This window comes from Pseudomonas mercuritolerans (assembly GCF_025706525.1).
GTDB classification, from domain to species: domain Bacteria; phylum Pseudomonadota; class Gammaproteobacteria; order Pseudomonadales; family Pseudomonadaceae; genus Aquipseudomonas; species Aquipseudomonas mercuritolerans.
The window spans coordinates 506,621-524,270 of record NZ_JAMSHA010000002.1; the positions used below are offsets into that span (position 1 = coordinate 506,621).

Here is a 17,650-nt window from a genome sequence, read left to right on the forward strand (position 1 = left end):
CTGTTTTACGGCTGCGCCTGCGGTTGCACCGCGGCTGGATCAAGCGGCTGATAAGGATGCAGAACGGTGTCGCGTTGTTCGCTCAGGACCCAGGCGAAGCCCGAATACATCACCACCAGGCAGACCAGAGTAAAGAGCACCACCATCCACGCCGGCACGATGCGCACCAGGTTGCGGCGCTGATCGTTGAGACCTTCCCAGTGCGGCGACAACTCGCGCGGCACGTCGCCACGCAACTGTCGGATCTGCCGGTACAAGGCGTCGCGGATGCCTTCAAGCTCAAGCATGCCGCGCGCCTGGACGCGGTACTTGCCCTCGAAACCGAGGGACAGGCACAGGTACATCAGTTCGAGCATTGGCAAGTGCTTGACCGGGTTTTTCGACAGCCGATCGAGCAGTTGGAAAAACTTCTCGCCGCCGAAGGTTTCGTTGTGGAAGCTGCTCAGCAGGCTCATCTGCGACCATTCGCTTTCGTTGCCCCACGGCGTGGTCACGACAGCTTCGTCGACCACGGTGCAGAGCACGTAACGCGCGGCCATTACCTGGCTGCTTTCGGCGCCGTTGTGCAGGGCGCGCACTTCAAACAATTTCAGCCCGGCGGTCAGCCGCTCATTCAGCGCATACAGGTCTTCGCGGGTTTCGCTGTGCTTGAGACGCACCACTTCCGAGAGCAGGTCGGACGAGGCCGCGACCAGCGAGTTGAGGCTGATGTTGAACGCCTCTGCCGGACGCAGGCGCGCGGCGTAGATCATGCGTTCTTCCAGTTGCTCGAAACGCGGCGGCGCGGCGAAGTCGGTCAGCGGACTCGATGCCGGTCCGTGGCCCTGACGGTCGAGCAGGACGGTTTTGTCGTCCTGGTTGTAATCCGTTTCCTTGATCATGTCGGTCAGTTCCTGATGGCCCAGAATTTCAGTTCAAGCTCGGCGAATTCGCCGGACACGTGGAACGCGAAACCGCCGGAGCGTTCGAGTTGTGCCAGGTCTTCGGAACTGAGTTCGAGGATGAAATAGGTTTTGTTCGAGTGGAACGCGATCTGCCGTGGGGCCACCGGCAACGGTTTGACCTTGATCCCCGGCAAGTGCAGGTTGACCAGTTGGCGGATGCGCTCCACCGGGCCGACCTTGAGGTGCTGCGGCAAACGCTGACGCAGTTCTTCGGAGTCGCAGTTGGCACTGGCTGCCAGCACGAACGAGGCCGAGCCGAGCAGTTTGTGGTCGTGCAACGGCGAAACAATGATGCCGTACTGACGCGCCTGCAGGATCAACTCGATGGCGTGCTGTTCGAGCACCATAGACAGCACCTGACGGATCGCTTCCATCAGTTTGCGGAAGCTTGCGCCCTGATCGGCGTGGGAATAGCGGCTGTCCAGACGCGGGCGTTTGCTCTCGCCGGAGAAGGTCGCCAGATCGCCGAGCATGGTCAGCAGCGTGCGATACAACTCTTCCGGGTGCACCTGCTCAAGACCGAGGTAATGGCGCAGCAGCAGTTCGGTACGGTTGATCAGTTGCAGCATCATGAAGTCGCCGACTTCAGCGCCGCCGACCTTGCCATTGGAGCGAATCCGCTCGGCAATGGTGTCGCCGCGGTGGCTGAGCATGCTGATGACTTCTTTCAGGCACGACAGCAGGTAGCTGGAGGCGTGGGCCTGAATGTAGGTCGGGACGAAATCCGGGTCGAGGCTGATCACGCCGTCGGGCGTGGTATCGAGCACGTCGCAGATTTTCAGCTTCACGTAAGCCTGATCGCTCTGCTGCTCGCCGAGCAACAGTTTGAAGTCCGGGCGACCGCAGCTGACCTGACTGGCGGAATCATCGCCGGCGTTGGAGTCGGCAACTTCCGCGTCATACGCGGTGTAGCGCGCGAGCACGTCGGATTGCTCCGGGCGCCGGGCCTCGATGTGGTTGCCAGTGACCAGAGGCAGCGCCAGATAGATCGGCGTGTTGCCGGTGTTCGGCGGCACGTCCAGCGCCAGCGGCTCGGTGTTGCCACCGAGTTCGAACAGACTGCCGTCCGGCAGAATCCCCGAGGCTTCACTGATCACCAGTTTGCCCATGTTGAGGAACTGCAAGTCGATCTCCAGATTGAGAAAACCCCAGGTGTAGCCACCGAGCAACTGCGTGCGGGTTTTCATCTGGTGATCGTAATAGCGATCGTTGTGCTGGAAGTGCTGCGGTCGCAGCAGCATGCCTTCCTGCCAAATGACTTTATGGGTGTTCATGATCAGTCATCCGCCTTGGCGAGCACTTGTTGGGTATTGCGGATACCGGCCTGATCGAGGGTCAGATCAGCCTCGGTGAGTTCCAGCGGAGTGATCTGCACGGTGTGGCGCCATTGCGTATCCGGCAGGTCGCGATAGGCAGCGAGGATGCCCACGTAACGGCTGCCCTCCTCCACGCTGAGTTTCAGTTCTACGGTCTCACCCGGGCGCAGTTCGAGTTCTTCGCTGGCCACCAGATCCGGGTTGAGGGATTCCTTGGCGCGTTCGTAGAGGCTGAAGAAATCAGCGTTCTCGAAGGTCACCGGGTGCTTGAGTTCGAACAGACGCACGACGATCGGCGACGGCCGCCCGTTGAGGTCCGGGTTGAGCTGATCGCTGCCGGTCAGTTTCAGATTGATCTTGGTCACTTTCGAGTACGGCGACAGCGACGAGCAACCGGCAAGCAGCACCAGCACGGTGAGCGCAGTCAGCGTCTTGAAAAAAGCGGTCGAGCGGCGAGACATGCGCATCATCCTTGGTGGTCGGTGTGGAGGGTGGAGATCAGGCGGATCTGTTCTTCGTAGGCCTGGGCAAAGTCGCGGGCCAGCAGACGCTCGCTCCAGTCATCGTCCTGACGCAGTGCCTGGTGATAGCGGCCGAACGCTCTCCAGCGCCCGCCCGACGTGGCGATCAACGGCTTGCTGTCACGCTCGAAACGCAGGGTCAGTTGCTCCGGCGAGAAGTGCTCCAGCGTGCCGCGCACGGCGGCGCGACTGGCGGTCAGCAAAGCCACTTGGTGCGCCTGCAAATCACGGAATGCACGGGAGATCGCCTGCTCGGCCGGCAGGTGTCCAGGCTTGCTTGGCTGCAACAGAATCTGCAGTGCTTCGCTCGGATCGACGGCGAATTTCAGCGGGTTCTTGTTGGTGCCCTGCACGGTGGTCTGCGCCAGACGCAGTTCGTTTTTCAGCTCGGAGCGGGTGCGCAGGCTCTGCTGCAAACCGCCGATGCTCTGGCGCAGCAGGCGCGCAGCGTTGAGCGCCAGCGCTTCGCGTTCGTCGTGGCTGAGGCCTTTGACGTCGACGCCCAGCGCCGCGCCGAAGTGTTCCCAGAAACCTTCGCTCTGACGCTCGACGGCTTTCGGCGCAGGCGCCGGCTCAGGCTCGACCGGGGCGGCAATCAGCTCCGGGACCATCAGGCTTTCCATGTCGATGCGCGCGTAGTCGGCACGCTGACGGGAATCTTCGGGCTTGGCGGTAGGCGACAGCAGTTCGTCGATTTCCGAGTACACGCGCTCTTGCTGTTCGAGGGCGTTGAGCGGGTCGAGGTCAAGAAACGCGTCGTCCGGAATGATGCTGCCAGCGGCGCGCGGGCGGCCGACTTCGCCGTCGAAAGTGGCCGGGTCACGGACCAGCCGCGCGCGGATCTCGAAGTCGCCGAGAATGTAGGTGCTGCCGTGCTCGATGCGCACCGGCTCGCCCTTGTGCAGGCGTGCGCCGCTGCTGCCGTCCTGAACACCGTTGCTGCTGGTGTCGGTAAGGAAGAACGAGCCCTCGCGGTAGCTGACAATCGCGTGATGATTGGACAGGTGCCGCTTGCGGTCAGGGATGATCCAGTCACAGTCCTCGCCGCGCCCGATCACGCCACCGGCCTGTTTGAAGGTCCGCTGGCACAACTCGGTGGGCACGAACTGCTTGGTGTTCAGCATTTCGAAAACCAATTCCATGTTTGATGCTCCTTGCGGTCACTTGCCGCGATTGACCGCTTGCGGATCACCCAACGGGCGATAGTCGTTGTCGTTGAATTTGTAATTGCCGCTACAGCCGCCAAGGCCGCATAGAACGACGAGGGTCAGCAGGACAGCGTGCCAGTGACGAACAGACATCAGAGGGTCTCCAGGTGTAGACAAAGCACAAAGCGCCGACCCTTGCGGGCGGCGCTGAAATAAGTTTTTGAGGTGGGCTCGAAGCCTCTAGATCGAGGCCTTGCGCCATAGCCTGGAGGTACGGCGACCTCCCGCGGCGAGGGGACTTGTCCCCGTTGGGGCGCGCAGCGCCCCCATAACCTGCCAGCGCGATTTCTCAGTGAAACCGTATGTACCGGACTGCGACTGCTGCGCAGCCGGACGGGGATAAATCCCCTCGCCACAGGGTATGTGTTGGGTTCGAAGAAGTGCTGTAGCTCAACCATCAAAGTCACCCAAATTGATATTCAGGCGCCCGAGGCGGTACAGCAGCGTGCGCCGTGGCAGGCCCAGTTCGCGGGCGGCGAGGGTCTGGTTGCCGTCGTTCTTGCGCAGGCAATCGAGGAGCAAAGTGCGCTCGACCTGCTCCAGGCGTTCGCGCAGATTCAGGCCGCTGTTGTCTTCCGGCATCGCTTCCAGGCGCAGGGAAAAATGCTCGGCGAGCAACTCGCCGCCCTCGCAGAGCAACACCGCGCGCTCGACCAGTGCCTTGAGTTCGCGAACGTTGCCGGGGAAGTTGTAGCCGCACAGATGCTCCAGCGCCGAATCCGACCAGCGCACCGGGTCACGCTGCAAAAACGTGCAGGTCTTCTCGGCGAAATGCCGGGCCAGATCGAGGATGTCGCCTTCGCGCTGACGCAGGGCCGGCAGCTCGATCGGGAACTGCGCGAGGCGGTAGTACAAGTCCTCGCGGAACTTGCCTTCGCTGACCAGCGCCGCCAGATCACGGTGCGTCGCGGCGATGATGCGCACGTCGATTTTGTGCGTGTCGTTGGAACCCAGCGGACGGATCTCGCCTTCCTGCAACACGCGCAGAATCTTCGCTTGCAGCGACAACGGCATGTCGCCGATTTCATCGAGCAGCAACGTGCCGCCATTGGCCGCGTCGAACAGCCCCGCACGATCGCGATCGGCACCAGTGAAGGCGCCTTTGCGATAGCCGAACAGCTCGCTTTCCAGCAGGTTTTCCGGGAACGCCGCGCAGTTCTGCACGATGAACGCCTGGGAGCGACGCGGGCCGCAATCGTGAATCGCCCGCGCCACCACTTCCTTGCCGGTGCCGGTCTCGCCACGCAACAGCACGGTGTACGGGCTGTGGAGGATCTTGCTGATCAGCGAGTAGGTCTGGCGCATCGCCGCGCTTTTACCGATCAGGCCGTAGCCGCTGATGCTCGGCACGCTGCGAGTGGCGGTGGCCGATTCGGCGGCTGGCTGACGCAGGCGTTGCAGCAGATGCAGTTGGCCGAGCACGAACGAGCCGAGCTGGCCAAGGGAGTCGGCGAAACCCTGCAAGTCAGTGCGACGACGACTGGCACACAGCAACAAGCCCTCAACCGACTTGTGCTGATTGACCAGCGGCACGCACAACAGCGACTGCCACGGCGTGCTCGTCGCCGGCAGAAAACTGGTTTCGTGCAGGCTGCCGGTCAGGTCGTCGAGGCACACCACGCGGTTCTGGCACAGGGCGAATTGCAGCAGTTGTTCACCGTTGTAATCCGCCGGCAGGCTCGCCGCCTGACGCGGTTGCAGCGCGCCGTCGAGGCACTCGGCATTCATCCCAAGGCAGGTGTGGGTGGCGTCGAGCAGGTACAGCTGCGTCAGTTCGCAGCCGCTCAGCTCGGCCAGACCACGGACGAATTCACCCAGCAGCGCAGCACTGTCCGCCGCCCGCGACAGACTGGCGAACTGCGCCAGCAACGCTTCGGCATAGACCAGTGGCTGCGGCACTTGAGTGAACATCACGCCCACCTCAGACGAACTCGCAGGTCACGCTGGAGTTGCCGTCGAGCGTGGCATGCACACGCTTGAGGCTTTCGCCGGTCGCCATCGCATCGAGCAGACGATCAGCCACCAACGGCAGCACGTGTTGATCGAGCAGATGATCGATCAGGCGCGCACCGCTTTCGCTTTGCGTGCAACGCTCGGACAGGTGATCGACGAGGTTCTGGCACCAGCTGAAGTCCAGCTGACGACGGTTCAGGCGCTCGCCGAGACGGCCGAGTTTGATCTCGATCAGCTCGCGCAGCACCGGGCCGCCCACCGGGTAGTACGGCACCACTTTCATCCGCGCCAGCAGCGCCGGCTTGAAGTGTTTGCTGAGTACCGGGCGAATGGTTTCTTCGAGCACTTCGGCGGTCGGCCGCGCGCCGTCTTCGCAGAGTTCGCTGATCTTGTCGCTGCCAAGGTTCGAGGTCATCAGGATCAACGTATTGCGGAAGTCGATCTCGCGACCTTCGCCGTCGTTGGCCACGCCTTTGTCGAAGATTTGGTAGAACAGGTTGAGCACGTCCGGGTCGGCCTTCTCGACTTCATCGAGCAACACCACCGAATACGGCTTCTGACGCACGGCTTCAGTGAGCATGCCGCCCTCGCCGTAACCGACATAGCCCGGTGGCGCACCGATCAGACGCGAGACGGTGTGCTTTTCCTGGAACTCGGACATGTTGATGGTGGTGATGAAGCGGTCGCCGCCGTACAGCAGGTCCGCCAGGGCCAGCGCGGTTTCGGTCTTGCCGACGCCGCTCGGGCCGACCAGCAGGAACACCCCGACCGGCGCATCAGGCTTGTTCAGACCGGCAGCGGTGGCGCGCATCGAACGATCCAGCGCGTGCACGGCTTGCTCCTGACCACGGATGCGTGTGCGCAGATCGGTGGCGAAACTGGCGACCTTGGCGTTGTGCTCGCGGGCCAGTTGCGCCAATGGCACGCCGGTCCAGGCGCTGATCACTTCGGCGACCAGACGCGGGCAGACTTCGAAGCTGACCAGACGTTCTTTGACTTGCGCAGCGGTCAGTGCGGCGTGGGTTTCATGCAACTGAGCTTCCAGCGCTTCGACGCTTTGGCCTTCTTCAACCTCGGCGACCACAGTTTCAATCACGGTGCCTTCGGCGTCTTCTTCCACGCTGACGGTCGGCTCGACGGCTGCGGCTTCGCGGGCCTTGGCCAGTTGCTGACGCAATTCCAGCAGACGCTCGGCGAGCTCTTTCTGCTCAGTCCACAGGGATTCCAGCGCGAGCATTTCGCTTTCGGCTTCGTCCAGCCGCGCTTCCAGTGCCTCCAGCGCTTCGTGGTCGATCAGCAGACCGGCCTCGGCATCGCGGCGCAGAGCCTGACGCTGACGGCCGCCTTCAGCCAGTTCGCCACGCAGGCGCTCCAGGCTTTCCGGGGCCGCAGCGAGGCTGATGCGCACGCGGGCGCACGCGGTGTCGAGGACGTCGACGGCCTTGTCCGGCAGTTGCCGACCGGCCAGGTAACGCGCGGACAATTCAGCAGCGGACACCACCGCGTCATCGCGCAGGTAGATGCCGTGGCTCTTCTCGTAGACCTGAGCCAGACCACGCAGAATGGTCACTGCTTCGCTGACAGTCGGTTCGTGCAGTTGCACGGGCTGGAAGCGACGGGCCAGCGCCGGGTCTTTCTCGAAGTATTTCTTGTACTCGGCCCAGGTGGTCGCGGCGATGGTGCGCAGTTCGCCACGGGCCAGCGCCGGTTTCAGCAGGTTGGCCGCGTCGGAACCGCCGGCATTACCGCCCGCGCCGATCAGCGTGTGGGCTTCGTCGATGAACAGAATGATCGGTTTCGGCGAGGCTTTGACTTCGTCGATCACGCCTTTCAAACGACGCTCGAATTCACCTTTGACGCTGGCGCCGGCCTGCAACAGGCCCATGTCCAGCGACAGCAGTTCAACGCCTTTGAGCACATGTGGTACTTCACCGGCAGCGATGCGCGAGGCCAGACCTTCGACGATCGCGGTCTTGCCGACACCAGCTTCACCGACGACGATCGGGTTGTTCTTGCGGCGACGGGCGAGGATGTCGACCATCTGGCGGATCGCGCCATCGCGGCACAGCACTGGGTCGAGTTTGCCGTCGCGGGCCTGCTGGGTCAGGTTGTGGGTGAAGCGCTGCAACAGCGATTCGCCCTGTGCGGCCGGTTTGCCGTTGGCCGCCGGTTGCTCCTGTTGCGACAGGGCAAATTCCTTCAGGCGATCAATATTCAGTTTGGCGAGCAGCGGTTGATAGCGGCTGCCGGCATAACGCATCGGGTTGCGCAGCAACGCCAGGATCAGCGCGGCGTCTTCGACCTGGGTCTGGCCCAGCTCGAGGTTGGCCACCAGCAGCGCGTCTTGCAGCCATTGCACCAGTTCCGGAGCGAATACCGGGTTGCGCGAGGCGCTGTGTTCGACCCGCGATTGCAGTGCAGCGGTCAGTTCACCGGCGTCGACGTCAGCATCCTGCAACGCGCGCGACAGCAAGCCGTTCGGACGCTCGAGCAAGCCCAGCAGCAAATCTTCGACAAGAATCTTGCTGCCGCCACGGGCGACGCAACGCTCGGCCGAACGCTCCAGATCACGACGGGTTTCGGCGTCCAGCGCCTGGATGAGTTGTTGCAGGTCTACGTTGATCATGGCTCACGTCCTTAATGAATTTTGCTGCCCAGGGTCACCACGCCGTCCGCTTTTTCGCGGCCCAGCCAACTGGTCCAACCGAGGCGACAGGCGTTCTGCTCACCGATGCGCAGTTCGCGGATTTCTTCCTGGCGCAGGACCAGGCGAATGTCGTAATCGAGCGGGTCACGCAGGGTGAACCGCACCAGCGCGCAGAGCGGCTGGTAGCCGAAACCGATCGGCAGGAATTCATGGAATCGCTGCCAGTCGAGTTCGGTGATGTGAATGCGGAATTTGCCGCTGCGATCGCGCACGTGCTCGCCCAGTACCAGGTCTTCGCCAAGTACGCTGTTGGCGCGGCCCAAACGATTGCGCTGCTCGTCGAGAATTTCCACGCGGCGCTCGATGCACTGCTCGATGACCAGGTCTTCGTGCTTGAAGTAGTAACGCAGCACGGCTTCGATCAGCGCCGCCGAGTGCGCGCGCAAACTGAGCAGGCCGAGGTACGGCAGCAAGCGTTTCCAGTTGAGTTCCTTGGCCTTGCGGATCTCGTCCCCGCCCAGGCCGATCAGGGCAAACAGCTGCGCCGAGAACGGATCGATCGCGCCACTCTGGAAACTCGCGCGGTAGCGGTACTTGCGCCAGATCGGCAGCATCAGTCGTTGCAGGCGATGGTGGAACAGGTCGAGGAAATTGCGCGTCGGGTTGCCGTCCTCGCTGTCGCCCAGGGCCTGTTCGCCATAGAACGCCGGCAGCGGCGAACCGGAGCCGACCAGGCCGATCAGGTTGAAGCGGATGCGCGCGCGCATCTTGCCGTGCTCTTCGAAAAACTCGACGCGATCGACGTCGCTGCGCGGAAAGCCCAGGCTCGGGTTGGCCTGGAACTCGACCTGGTCATACAGATCGTCTTCGCTCAGATGCGGGTGTGCCTCGCGCAGCCGGTCGATCACCAGCAGCACGGCCTGAAACAGCGAGTACTCGCGTATTACCTTGGTCAGCCCGCTTAAAGCAGGGGCTGCAGGCCCATACGTGGTGTCCATTGGTACACCTCTCCCTGTGTGCTTTTTACCCGCAGCTCATGGAATGAATTGAGACTGGCGTAAAGCGCGAAAAACTCGTTGAGAACCGAAGCGAAGACGAACAGGTCGCCTTCGCCGATATAGCCTTCCGGGTCGATGGTCAGTTCGGTGCGCAAACCGCGCACCGGCAGACCGCGATGCAGTCGGTCGACGTGGTGATGCTTGATGTGCTTGAGGCCGCCGAGCAGGCGTTTGCTGACCTTTTCCGCGTGCTGGTCGTAGTAGCGTGGCAGGTCGTAGGTTTCCAGAATCACCTTCAACGCATTGACGTCGGCCAGCGACAGATAGTTAAGCGACATGTTGCTGATCAGCTTCCACAGGAAGTCACGGTTCAGCGGCGGCGCGAAACTCGGAGTGGCCGGGGTGATGTTGCGGAAACTGAGGAATTCCGGGGTCTGCTCGCTGGCCATGCAGATGTCGCCGAGCTTGAGCTTTTTCGGCAGGTTCTGGTTGGTGCACATCAGCTCGATCGACAGGGTTTCGTGGGCTTCGGTGTGGCGGATGCCGAAGCTCAGGTAAGTGTCGAGGCCGTCATGCAACAAGGACGAACGCTGGCGAATGCTGTAATGCGGACGGCTGTTGGGCACGTCGAAACTCGGGTCGTGCTCGAAGGATTCGAACGGCACGTACTCCTGATAACCGAGACCGCCGGGCTTCCAGCCAGTGACGGTTTCTACCGAAAACACACCGCAGTTTTCCAGGTCGTATTCCGCCGGCAGCAACAGGTACTCGTCCTGCTTGCCATCGAGACGGATCGGCAATGCGTCGTGCTCGAACAGATTGACGATCGGTGTGCAGAACAGCTTCACGTTATCGAGGGTCGGGCGCATGCGCATGATGCCGCTCTTGCGAATGTCGAAACGCAATTCGAGGCCGCGCATCTGCTTGAGGGTGTCTTCCGGCAAGGCCTTGAGAATGTCCAGACCGTTGACGTCGACGAACAGGAACTTGTCCTGGAAGGCGAAATATTCCTGCAAGTAGCGATAGCCACGGAAGGTGTTCAGCGGATACGGGATCAACGCTTCTTCTTCGGCAAAACCCACCGGTTTCACCCGGTCGCCGGGAATCTTGAACGCCATCGGCTTGCCGCTGACGCCATCGATCGGCTTGCCGGCGCCGTCGAGCGGGATCAGTTCGATGCCGTCGAGGTTGCGCAGCAGGCTCAGGTACAGCATCTGGCTGATGTAGCGCTCACCGGCAAAGTGCAGGCGCAACTTGCTCAGCTCCAATTCGCCGAGGTGGCCGTCAGCGCTCATTTCCAGGCGCAGGCTGAGCAGCGAGCCATCGCCCTTCACCGAGTAATTCAGTGCGGCCAGATCCAGCGGCAAGACTTCGGTCGGGTAACAGGTGCGGAAACGGCAGCGCACGTCTTCTATCGGCTTGCTCTCGATCGGCGTATCGCGCTCGACCAGCAGCGCCGGCCCGGAACGCTTGAGCGGATCAAACTGCAAAATGCTGAACGCCGGCAGCGGGCGCATGTAGTTCGGCCACAGCAACTGCATCAGCGAATGGCTGAGCTCCGGCAGTTCGTCATCGAGCTTCTGGCGCAGGCGCCCGGTGAGGAATGCAAAGCCTTCGAGCAACCGCTCTACATCCGGATCCCGCCCGGCCTGCCCCAGATACGGCGCCAGCGCCGGACTACGCTCGGCGAAACGGCGACCGAGCTGGCGCAGTGCGGTGAGTTCGCTTTGGTAGTAGTGGTTAAAGGACACGGGGTACCTGCCTGGTAGTGGAACTCATTTAAAAAAACAGCAGAACAGTTCATGCGGGTAAGAAACTCCCCGCGGGCAATGTCGGCCATAACGCCCAACAGTCATGCTTTAACTTCTCGATTTGAAAAAAAAACGCGATCAATCAATTGGCCAGCAAATATCGCCGCAAAAGTCAGGACACCACCCATCGAGGTGTAAGCCATCGCACGGACGGGGTAGTGAGGCAAAAAATAGTACAAAATAAGTCCCAGCATTAATGAGACAGACAGGACCTTTAATTTCAGCTTGGGGACAAAAAACGCTATAGCGTTCATCACCACAAAATACTGAACCATTAGATCCGGCGTCATACCGATGCCGATACCTCTCGATGTCAACCCGCCATACATATCGATATATACGTCGACACCGTAGTTATGCAAAGGAATATACAGGGCACATACTATCAGGTGTGGAATACAGGCAACTAAGCGACGAGCTTTCATTTATTCCATGCCCCGTACTGATCCATATCGCCTTGCGAAATTGGATTTATTAACTTCGCATTCGATACAGGCACATAAGGTGCGTCAGTAAGTTCAATTGTGTGCGGGATACCTTTATCGTATACCGTGTCTTTTTTCACAACCAACTTGCAGTTTTCTTTTGCCCACAATATCCCTCGCAATATGATGAAGTTATCGTAAACGTCTTTCGGTCCTCGCTCTGCTCCGGTATAGGCTTTGCCGTCGCCCCAGGTCACACCCGTTTCACCAGCCAGCTTTATTGCGAGTTCTACCTGCTTTGTTTCTCGCAGATATTTTCTATAGGTGTTAACCGCAAACGGCACCTGGCCAATGCCATCAGTCCAATACGGTTTATCCTCCATGAACACCATCAAGAACTCAGCACCGCCCACGGCACGGAATTTCCAGTCACCCGGCATTCCAGAGTGAAAAGTGAATGAAAACCGGTCGACGATTGCGAAGTCGATCAGCTCCTGCCAAGTAACATGTTTATAAGCCGCATGCGATTCTGATCCGGCCTGCGTTGTTTCCGGGTTGATCCAGACAAGCTCTCTATAATATCTGGCCAACGGTTCGAACCACTGACCCTTTTCTGCGTATAGTTTCTCCGCAGTGATAATTCTGAATGGAGAGTCATCCTTACCCGGTTTCAAGGCGAAGAGCGGCACACCACTTTTTCGCGTAATAATCCAGGCCAACGGAAGGTCAACTTTCTTCGGCTTTGTATCCTTGCTCTCAGTTGTTTCGGTAAGAACTTTAAGTGTAGTCACCTCGTCCTGAGTCACAAACGTGTAAGCGACACCATCGATGTTGATTACGGTCTCCATACCTACTAGTCCGCCGAAATATATATAGTTACAGGCTCTGCCGTCTTTCCAGTTGAAAAACCACCTGACATGCCTGTTGACGTTGAGCCTGTTTTCTCAATCCCGCTATCAGAGCGCATGATGTAGTTTAAATTTTCAACCGTTCTTCCATCTGCGGTTTTGAATTCAAAGGCACGATTGAATATTCCAGGAATGATGACCGGCTCCGGCGGCACAAACGGCGCCGGCGTATGCGAATTGCCAATAATCACCGTCCCGGATCCGGCCGTGACCTTATTGCCGTGAGATCCAACCGAACCTACGGTCGCAGCCGGTTTGCAGTTGATCAACACGGTTGTCGCAAGATCGCCGACCATCGCACCACCACACGCCGAGACATCGCCTTGGCGGGCGGCCGCGAGGCCGTCGAAGAACACGTCGCCGGAACCGGCGGCGATCGGGTTGGTGCCGTGGCCGGGGAGCGGGCAAGCGGTGGGGTCGGATACGCGTGCTGCGGGTTTGCCAGACATCGGGGATCTCCTTAGGTGACCTTGACTTGACCGCTGCCATCCAGGCGCGCGGAGAAACTGACCTGACGCTTGAAACCCTCGACTTCCAGCAGGCCTTCGATACTGAAGGCCAGGCGAAGTTGATCGTGGTCACGCGGCAGGGAAATGACACGCACGTTGCTCAGGCGCGGCTCGTAGGCTTCGATGAAGTTTTCGATAGCCAGACGGGCCTGACTCAGGGAGTCGTGCAGGCTCAGGCGCATGTCATTGAGATCGGGCAACCCGTAGTCGGCCAGCGTTTGCACGCTGCCGGCCCGGGTGCTGAGCATTTTGGCCAGATGGGCAGCCACTGACGCCATGGCACAAGCCTCAAGGCTGTTGCCCTTGCGTAGTTGTGCGTCGCCGTTGAGGCGTTCGAACAGGCTGCCGTATCCGTCCATGAGTCGCTCTTACTCTTTGTCCAGCTTGCCAACCAGCGACAGGGTGAAATCGGCACCCATGTACTTGAAGTGCGGACGCACATTCAAGCTCACGCGGTACCAGCCCGGCTCGCCTTCAACGTCGCTGACGATCACTTGCGCAGCGCGCAGCGGACGACGGCCACGCACTTCGGCGCTCGGGTTTTCCTGGTCGGCAACGTACTGACGGATCCACTTGTTCAGTTCCAGCTCGAGGTCGGTACGCTCTTTCCACGAACCGAGTTGCTCGCGCTGCAGCACTTTCAGGTAGTGAGCCAGGCGGTTGACGATCATCATGTACGGCAGTTGGGTGCCGAGCTTGTAGTTCAGCTCTGCCGCCTTGCCTTCTGCACTGATGCCGAAGAACTTCGGCTTCTGCACCGAGCTGGCGGAGAAGAACGCCGCGTTGTCGGAGCCTTTACGCATGGTCAGGGAGATGAAGCCTTCCTCGGCCAGTTCGTATTCACGACGGTCGGAAACCAGTACTTCGGTAGGAATCTTGGTTTCGATTTCGCCCATGCTTTCGAAGTGGTGCAGAGGCAGGTCTTCAACCGCGCCACCGCTCTGCGGGCCGATGATGTTCGGGCACCAGCGGAATTTGGCGAAGCTGTCGGTCAGCTTGGTGCCGAACGCGTAGGCCGTGTTGCCCCACAGGTAGTGCTCGTGGCTGTTGGCAACGGTTTCCTTGTACACGAACGATTTGACCGGGTTTTCTTCCGGATCGTACGGGTTACGCAGCAGGAAACGCGGCACGGTCAGACCAACATAGCGAGAATCTTCCGAGGTACGGAAGCTCTGCCATTTGGCGAATTGCGGGCCTTCGAAGTGGTCTTTCAGATCTTTCAGATCCGGCAGGCCGGTGAAGCTTTCCAGGCCGAAGAATTTCGGCCCGGCGGCAGCGATGAACGGCGCGTGGGACATGCACGAAACGCTGGCCACGTACTGCATCAGCTTGACGTCTGGCGAGCTTGGCGACATGTAGTAGTTGGCGATGATCGCGCCCACCGGCTGACCACCGAACTGGCCGTATTCAGCGGTGTAGATGTGCTTGTACAGGCCCGACTGCATGACTTCCGGCGAATCTTCGAAATCGTCCAGCAGGTCTTCTTTGGAGACGTTGAGGATTTCGATCTTGATGTTTTCGCGGAAGTTGGTGCGGTCGACCAGCAGCTGCAGACCACGCCACGACGATTCCAGAGCCTGGAAATCCGGGTGGTGCAGGATCTCGTCCATCTGACGGCTGAGCTTGGCATCGATCTCGGCGATCATGCGGTCAACCATGGCTTTCTTGACCGGCTCACCGTTGTTCTGCGGCTTGAGCAGCTCTTCGATGAACGCCGACACGCCACGCTTGGCGATGTCGTAGGCTTCGTCGTCCGGGGTCAGACGGGTTTCGGCGATGATGCTGTCGAGAATGCTGTATTCGCCGCTGGCGGCGCTCTTCTCTTGTGCTGCGCTAGTGCTCATTGTGTTGGCTTCCTTGGCTACTGGAGTCTCAGGCGTCCGGGGCTGCGGCGTTCAGGCCCAGCTCACCGAGTACGCGACCGCGGGATTCGTCGTCGGCGAGCACGCCTTCGATCGCTTTACGGAACGCAGGTGCGTTACCCAGCGGGCCTTTGAGGGCCACCAGCGCATCGCGCAGTTCCATCAGTTTTTTCAGCTCAGGCACTTGCTCGACCAGGCTGGCCGGGTTGAAGTCCTTCATCGAATTGACGCGCAATTGCACGGCCAGCTCTTCAGCCTCGCCATCTTCCTGCAGACGGTTCGGCACGCTCAGCGTCAGACCCAGCTCTTGCTTGGCCAACACTTCGTCGAAGGTCATCTTGTCGATGCTGATCGGCTTGCGATCTTCGATTTTGCGATCGTCCTTGCGGTGGGTGTAGTCACCGATTGCCAGCAGCTTCAGCGGCAGTTCAATCTCTTCCTGAGCTCCGCCGGTGGCGGGTTTGAAGGTGACGTTGATGCGTTCCTTGGGGGCTACCGAGCCTTCTTTGGCCATGGCTTTTCTCCTTGCGGTTGTGGCCCTGGGGCCTATTCGAGTACCACTTCGAGGTCGAGGTGGCACAGCCTGCGATAAATCTCTTCCTTGCTTTCACGTACGGCGTGGTTCTGCGGCAACAACTCGCAGCAACTGTGCAGCAGGTGCAGCACTTGCAATGCAAGATCGGGCTCCCAGGCGTGCAGGCCTGAGTCCTGTAATGTCTGATCGAGGGTTTCGAGCTGGTTCTTGGCCAGTTCGTATTTCTTGGCCAGGAAACACAGCCGCGCGAGGGTGAACTGCCAGAAGAAGCGTTCGCGGCCACCGTGGGCCGATTGCAGGCCCTGCTTGAGAATCTGCACGGCGGGTTTCAAACCTTCCTTGCGCAGGATCGGCTGGACGTCCTCAAGGGCTTTTTCCCAGGCCGGCTGGGTTTCGACGTTTTCGCTTTCGACCTTGCGCGGCGCGCTGGCGCTTTGTAGGTGCGGCATGACGTTGGCGGCGATCCACGCCCGGGTGGACGGATCGGCAAACGGCGCGCCGTCATGGAAGCGCAACTCGATGATGCCCGGCAGGCGCTGAATCAAAAGCGCGAAGTGGATTTCCACTTCGCGCATGGCCAGCTCGGCGTTGAGGTTCTGGAGACATTCCCAGACCATCCTCTGGCCATCGAACCAGAACGGCGCCTTCGCCAGGCTCGCCTCCAGTTCCACCAGCAGGTCGGCGTATTTGCCCTGATCGAAACGGTCCTGATAGAGCTTGAGTTTTTCCAGCGGCAGCCCGCGCAGCACGGTGATCTGTTCGGCGTTGCGCTCGGGTACCGCGTCGATGGTCATCCACAACAGCGTGCGATTGAGGCGCAGGGCACGCAGGTCGGTGGCCTTCTGCTTCAGCCACCAGGCACACAACGGCCGGGCACTGTCCTGCTGGGCGCGCAGGGCCTTGTGCGCATCGCGTTCGTTGTCGATCGGCGCGCCGGGCGTGAGCAACTGACTCGCGGCCTGCTTGACCTGCGCCACCGCCGCACCCACCACGCCGGGGGCCGGCTGGTTGTCGGCGGCGCGCTGAATCATGGTTTTCAGGCGGCGGGAGATCGGCAGCAGCAGCGGCGCGTCATCGCCCAGGTGTTCAGTGCACGCGGCCTCAAGACCGGCCAGGTGCTCGGAGAGCTGCCGGAACATCGGCAACTGCTCTTTGATCGCAATGTTTTCGGTGATGACCTGCTCGAGACGCGGCACCAGCCAGCCGATCGCGGCGGCACGGGTGCGGGGTTTGAGCGGGTGGACGTCGGCCCAGTTGTTTTCCGACAGATGGTGCAGCAGACCGAGGCCGGCCAGCAGCCCGGGGAAGGATTCGCGCTGGTACAGCGACCAGGTCAGCCAGGCGCCGACACGCAGATCCTTGGATTGGGTACGCAGCAGATTTTCGCTGTTTTCGCGGATTTTCAGCCAGTCGATCTGCCCGCTTTCGTGCATCGACGAAGCCTTGGCCAGCTCACTTTCCAGCGCCTCGAATTCGCTCGAAAAACGAACGTCTTCGCCCGCAAAATTCTCTTTGGAAACAGAGACTTTTGCGAGTTCGAGGTAATGGGCGGAAAGTTTGCTTGAGTAGGACATCCATGGCCTTTATTAAGGATTACAGTCATGCGCGCGAATGGAGTTTCAGCAACGCGGGACAGTACCGAAGAGCAGTTCAGCGACTCATCCAATTGAGATGTGCTCTTTCAAGTGGGCGCATCGTAATCACAATGATGGCCACTAGCAAGCATCTGATTAAACAACAAGACGAACTGTTCGTTGAGGTCTGTAGGAGATCGCCCTATATGTCGCAGGGGTTTCCCTGAGGCCGATTAATACACGACGAATTTTCCATGACCCTGTCAAACCCTTGACCCAGAGCCCTGCGCCACGGCCGGGCGAGTTTACCTTACGCTCGTACCCCCAAGCGGCGTGCAGCATGCCAAATTCAAAAAAAAATAGAAGTAGGACACTTCCGAAAATGACTGGTTTGCTTCAATAAGTTCTCCGTGACAACGATCAACGCAGAAAGTGCCAC

At 60.2% G+C, this 17,650-nt stretch carries 16 protein-coding genes; all 16 read right to left on the bottom strand.

Annotated elements, in window-relative coordinates:
• Positions 1 to 5: 5 nt before the first annotated feature.
• The 16 genes from icmH to tssA all read right to left on the bottom strand — a co-directional run bounded on the left by icmH (position 6) and on the right by tssA (position 17,211).
• The gene (icmH, locus tag ND528_RS07115) at positions 6 to 881 is read right to left on the bottom strand and encodes a type IVB secretion system protein IcmH/DotU (protein WP_016772511.1); all 876 of its coding nucleotides are present in this window, start codon (positions 879 to 881) and stop codon (positions 6 to 8) included.
• Positions 882 to 886: 5 nt separating this feature from the next.
• Positions 887 to 2,218 carry a type VI secretion system baseplate subunit TssK gene (gene tssK / locus ND528_RS07120; protein WP_016772510.1) on the bottom strand — a complete coding sequence of 444 codons (1,332 nt, stop codon included), beginning with the start codon at positions 2,216 to 2,218 and terminating at the stop codon, positions 887 to 889.
• Positions 2,219 to 2,220: 2 nt separating this feature from the next.
• Positions 2,221 to 2,721: a type VI secretion system lipoprotein TssJ gene (gene tssJ / locus ND528_RS07125; protein ID WP_016772509.1), complete on the bottom strand. Its 501-nt coding sequence runs from the start codon at positions 2,719 to 2,721 to the stop codon at positions 2,221 to 2,223.
• A 5-nt stretch (positions 2,722 to 2,726) separates the two neighbouring features.
• Complete coding sequence (gene tagH, locus ND528_RS07130) at positions 2,727 to 3,923, bottom strand: type VI secretion system-associated FHA domain protein TagH (protein ID WP_016772508.1); 1,197 nt, start codon at positions 3,921 to 3,923, stop codon at positions 2,727 to 2,729.
• An 18-nt stretch (positions 3,924 to 3,941) separates the two neighbouring features.
• Positions 3,942 to 4,082 (bottom strand): hypothetical protein, encoded by a 141-nt coding sequence (locus ND528_RS07135; RefSeq protein ID WP_003229566.1) that lies wholly within the window; start codon positions 4,080 to 4,082, stop codon positions 3,942 to 3,944.
• A 297-nt stretch (positions 4,083 to 4,379) separates the two neighbouring features.
• The gene (locus ND528_RS07140; protein WP_122705536.1) at positions 4,380 to 5,900 is read right to left on the bottom strand and encodes a sigma-54 interaction domain-containing protein; all 1,521 of its coding nucleotides are present in this window, start codon (positions 5,898 to 5,900) and stop codon (positions 4,380 to 4,382) included.
• 10 nt (positions 5,901 to 5,910) lie between these two features.
• On the bottom strand, positions 5,911 to 8,568 hold the full coding sequence (tssH, locus tag ND528_RS07145) for a type VI secretion system ATPase TssH (protein WP_263469974.1): 2,658 nt from the start codon (positions 8,566 to 8,568) through the stop codon (positions 5,911 to 5,913).
• A gap of 11 nt (positions 8,569 to 8,579) precedes the next feature.
• Entirely contained in the window at positions 8,580 to 9,587 is a 1,008-nt protein-coding gene (gene tssG / locus ND528_RS07150; RefSeq protein WP_130911190.1) for a type VI secretion system baseplate subunit TssG, read from the bottom strand.
• Positions 9,551 to 11,338, bottom strand: coding sequence for a type VI secretion system baseplate subunit TssF (tssF, locus tag ND528_RS07155; RefSeq protein ID WP_024014825.1), 1,788 nt, complete (start codon positions 11,336 to 11,338; stop codon positions 9,551 to 9,553). Before tssF ends, tssG begins: the two co-directional genes overlap by 37 nt.
• 101 nt (positions 11,339 to 11,439) lie before the next feature.
• Positions 11,440 to 11,823 (bottom strand): hypothetical protein, encoded by a 384-nt coding sequence (locus tag ND528_RS07160; RefSeq protein ID WP_110599800.1) that lies wholly within the window; start codon positions 11,821 to 11,823, stop codon positions 11,440 to 11,442.
• Positions 11,820 to 12,671, bottom strand: coding sequence for a hypothetical protein (locus tag ND528_RS07165; protein ID WP_016772501.1), 852 nt, complete (start codon positions 12,669 to 12,671; stop codon positions 11,820 to 11,822). The genes ND528_RS07160 and ND528_RS07165 overlap by 4 nt, the downstream gene beginning before the upstream one ends.
• 5 nt (positions 12,672 to 12,676) lie before the next feature.
• The gene (locus ND528_RS07170; RefSeq protein WP_263469975.1) at positions 12,677 to 13,180 is read right to left on the bottom strand and encodes a PAAR domain-containing protein; all 504 of its coding nucleotides are present in this window, start codon (positions 13,178 to 13,180) and stop codon (positions 12,677 to 12,679) included.
• A gap of 11 nt (positions 13,181 to 13,191) precedes the next feature.
• Positions 13,192 to 13,599, bottom strand: coding sequence for a type VI secretion system baseplate subunit TssE (gene tssE / locus ND528_RS07175; RefSeq protein WP_007920274.1), 408 nt, complete (start codon positions 13,597 to 13,599; stop codon positions 13,192 to 13,194).
• Positions 13,600 to 13,608: 9 nt separating this feature from the next.
• The gene (tssC, locus tag ND528_RS07180; RefSeq protein WP_016772499.1) at positions 13,609 to 15,084 is read right to left on the bottom strand and encodes a type VI secretion system contractile sheath large subunit; all 1,476 of its coding nucleotides are present in this window, start codon (positions 15,082 to 15,084) and stop codon (positions 13,609 to 13,611) included.
• Positions 15,085 to 15,112: 28 nt separating this feature from the next.
• On the bottom strand, positions 15,113 to 15,616 hold the full coding sequence (gene tssB, locus ND528_RS07185) for a type VI secretion system contractile sheath small subunit (RefSeq protein ID WP_016772498.1): 504 nt from the start codon (positions 15,614 to 15,616) through the stop codon (positions 15,113 to 15,115).
• Between the two features lie 32 nt (positions 15,617 to 15,648).
• Entirely contained in the window at positions 15,649 to 17,211 is a 1,563-nt protein-coding gene (tssA, locus tag ND528_RS07190; protein ID WP_263469976.1) for a type VI secretion system protein TssA, read from the bottom strand.
• Positions 17,212 to 17,650 lie beyond the last annotated feature (439 nt).

Excerpts from the sequence above, each read along its gene's own strand:
- ND528_RS07165 (WP_016772501.1), bottom strand. The coding sequence starts at position 12,671 with ATGGAGACCGTAATCAACATCGATGGTGTCGCTTACACGTTTGTGACT.
- tssB (WP_016772498.1), bottom strand. The coding sequence starts at position 15,616 with ATGGCCAAAGAAGGCTCGGTAGCCCCCAAGGAACGCATCAACGTCACC.
- tssA (WP_263469976.1), bottom strand. The coding sequence starts at position 17,211 with ATGTCCTACTCAAGCAAACTTTCCGCCCATTACCTCGAACTCGCAAAA.
- tssC (WP_016772499.1), bottom strand. The coding sequence starts at position 15,084 with ATGAGCACTAGCGCAGCACAAGAGAAGAGCGCCGCCAGCGGCGAATAC.
- ND528_RS07135 (WP_003229566.1), bottom strand. The coding sequence starts at position 4,082 with ATGTCTGTTCGTCACTGGCACGCTGTCCTGCTGACCCTCGTCGTTCTA.
- tssE (WP_007920274.1), bottom strand. The coding sequence starts at position 13,599 with ATGGACGGATACGGCAGCCTGTTCGAACGCCTCAACGGCGACGCACAA.
- ND528_RS07160 (WP_110599800.1), bottom strand. The coding sequence starts at position 11,823 with ATGAAAGCTCGTCGCTTAGTTGCCTGTATTCCACACCTGATAGTATGT.
- ND528_RS07170 (WP_263469975.1), bottom strand. The coding sequence starts at position 13,180 with ATGTCTGGCAAACCCGCAGCACGCGTATCCGACCCCACCGCTTGCCCG.
- tssH (WP_263469974.1), bottom strand. The coding sequence starts at position 8,568 with ATGATCAACGTAGACCTGCAACAACTCATCCAGGCGCTGGACGCCGAA.
- ND528_RS07140 (WP_122705536.1), bottom strand. The coding sequence starts at position 5,900 with ATGTTCACTCAAGTGCCGCAGCCACTGGTCTATGCCGAAGCGTTGCTG.
- tssK (WP_016772510.1), bottom strand. The coding sequence starts at position 2,218 with ATGAACACCCATAAAGTCATTTGGCAGGAAGGCATGCTGCTGCGACCG.
- icmH (WP_016772511.1), bottom strand. The coding sequence starts at position 881 with ATGATCAAGGAAACGGATTACAACCAGGACGACAAAACCGTCCTGCTC.
- tssG (WP_130911190.1), bottom strand. The coding sequence starts at position 9,587 with ATGGACACCACGTATGGGCCTGCAGCCCCTGCTTTAAGCGGGCTGACC.
- tagH (WP_016772508.1), bottom strand. The coding sequence starts at position 3,923 with ATGGAATTGGTTTTCGAAATGCTGAACACCAAGCAGTTCGTGCCCACC.
- tssJ (WP_016772509.1), bottom strand. The coding sequence starts at position 2,721 with ATGTCTCGCCGCTCGACCGCTTTTTTCAAGACGCTGACTGCGCTCACC.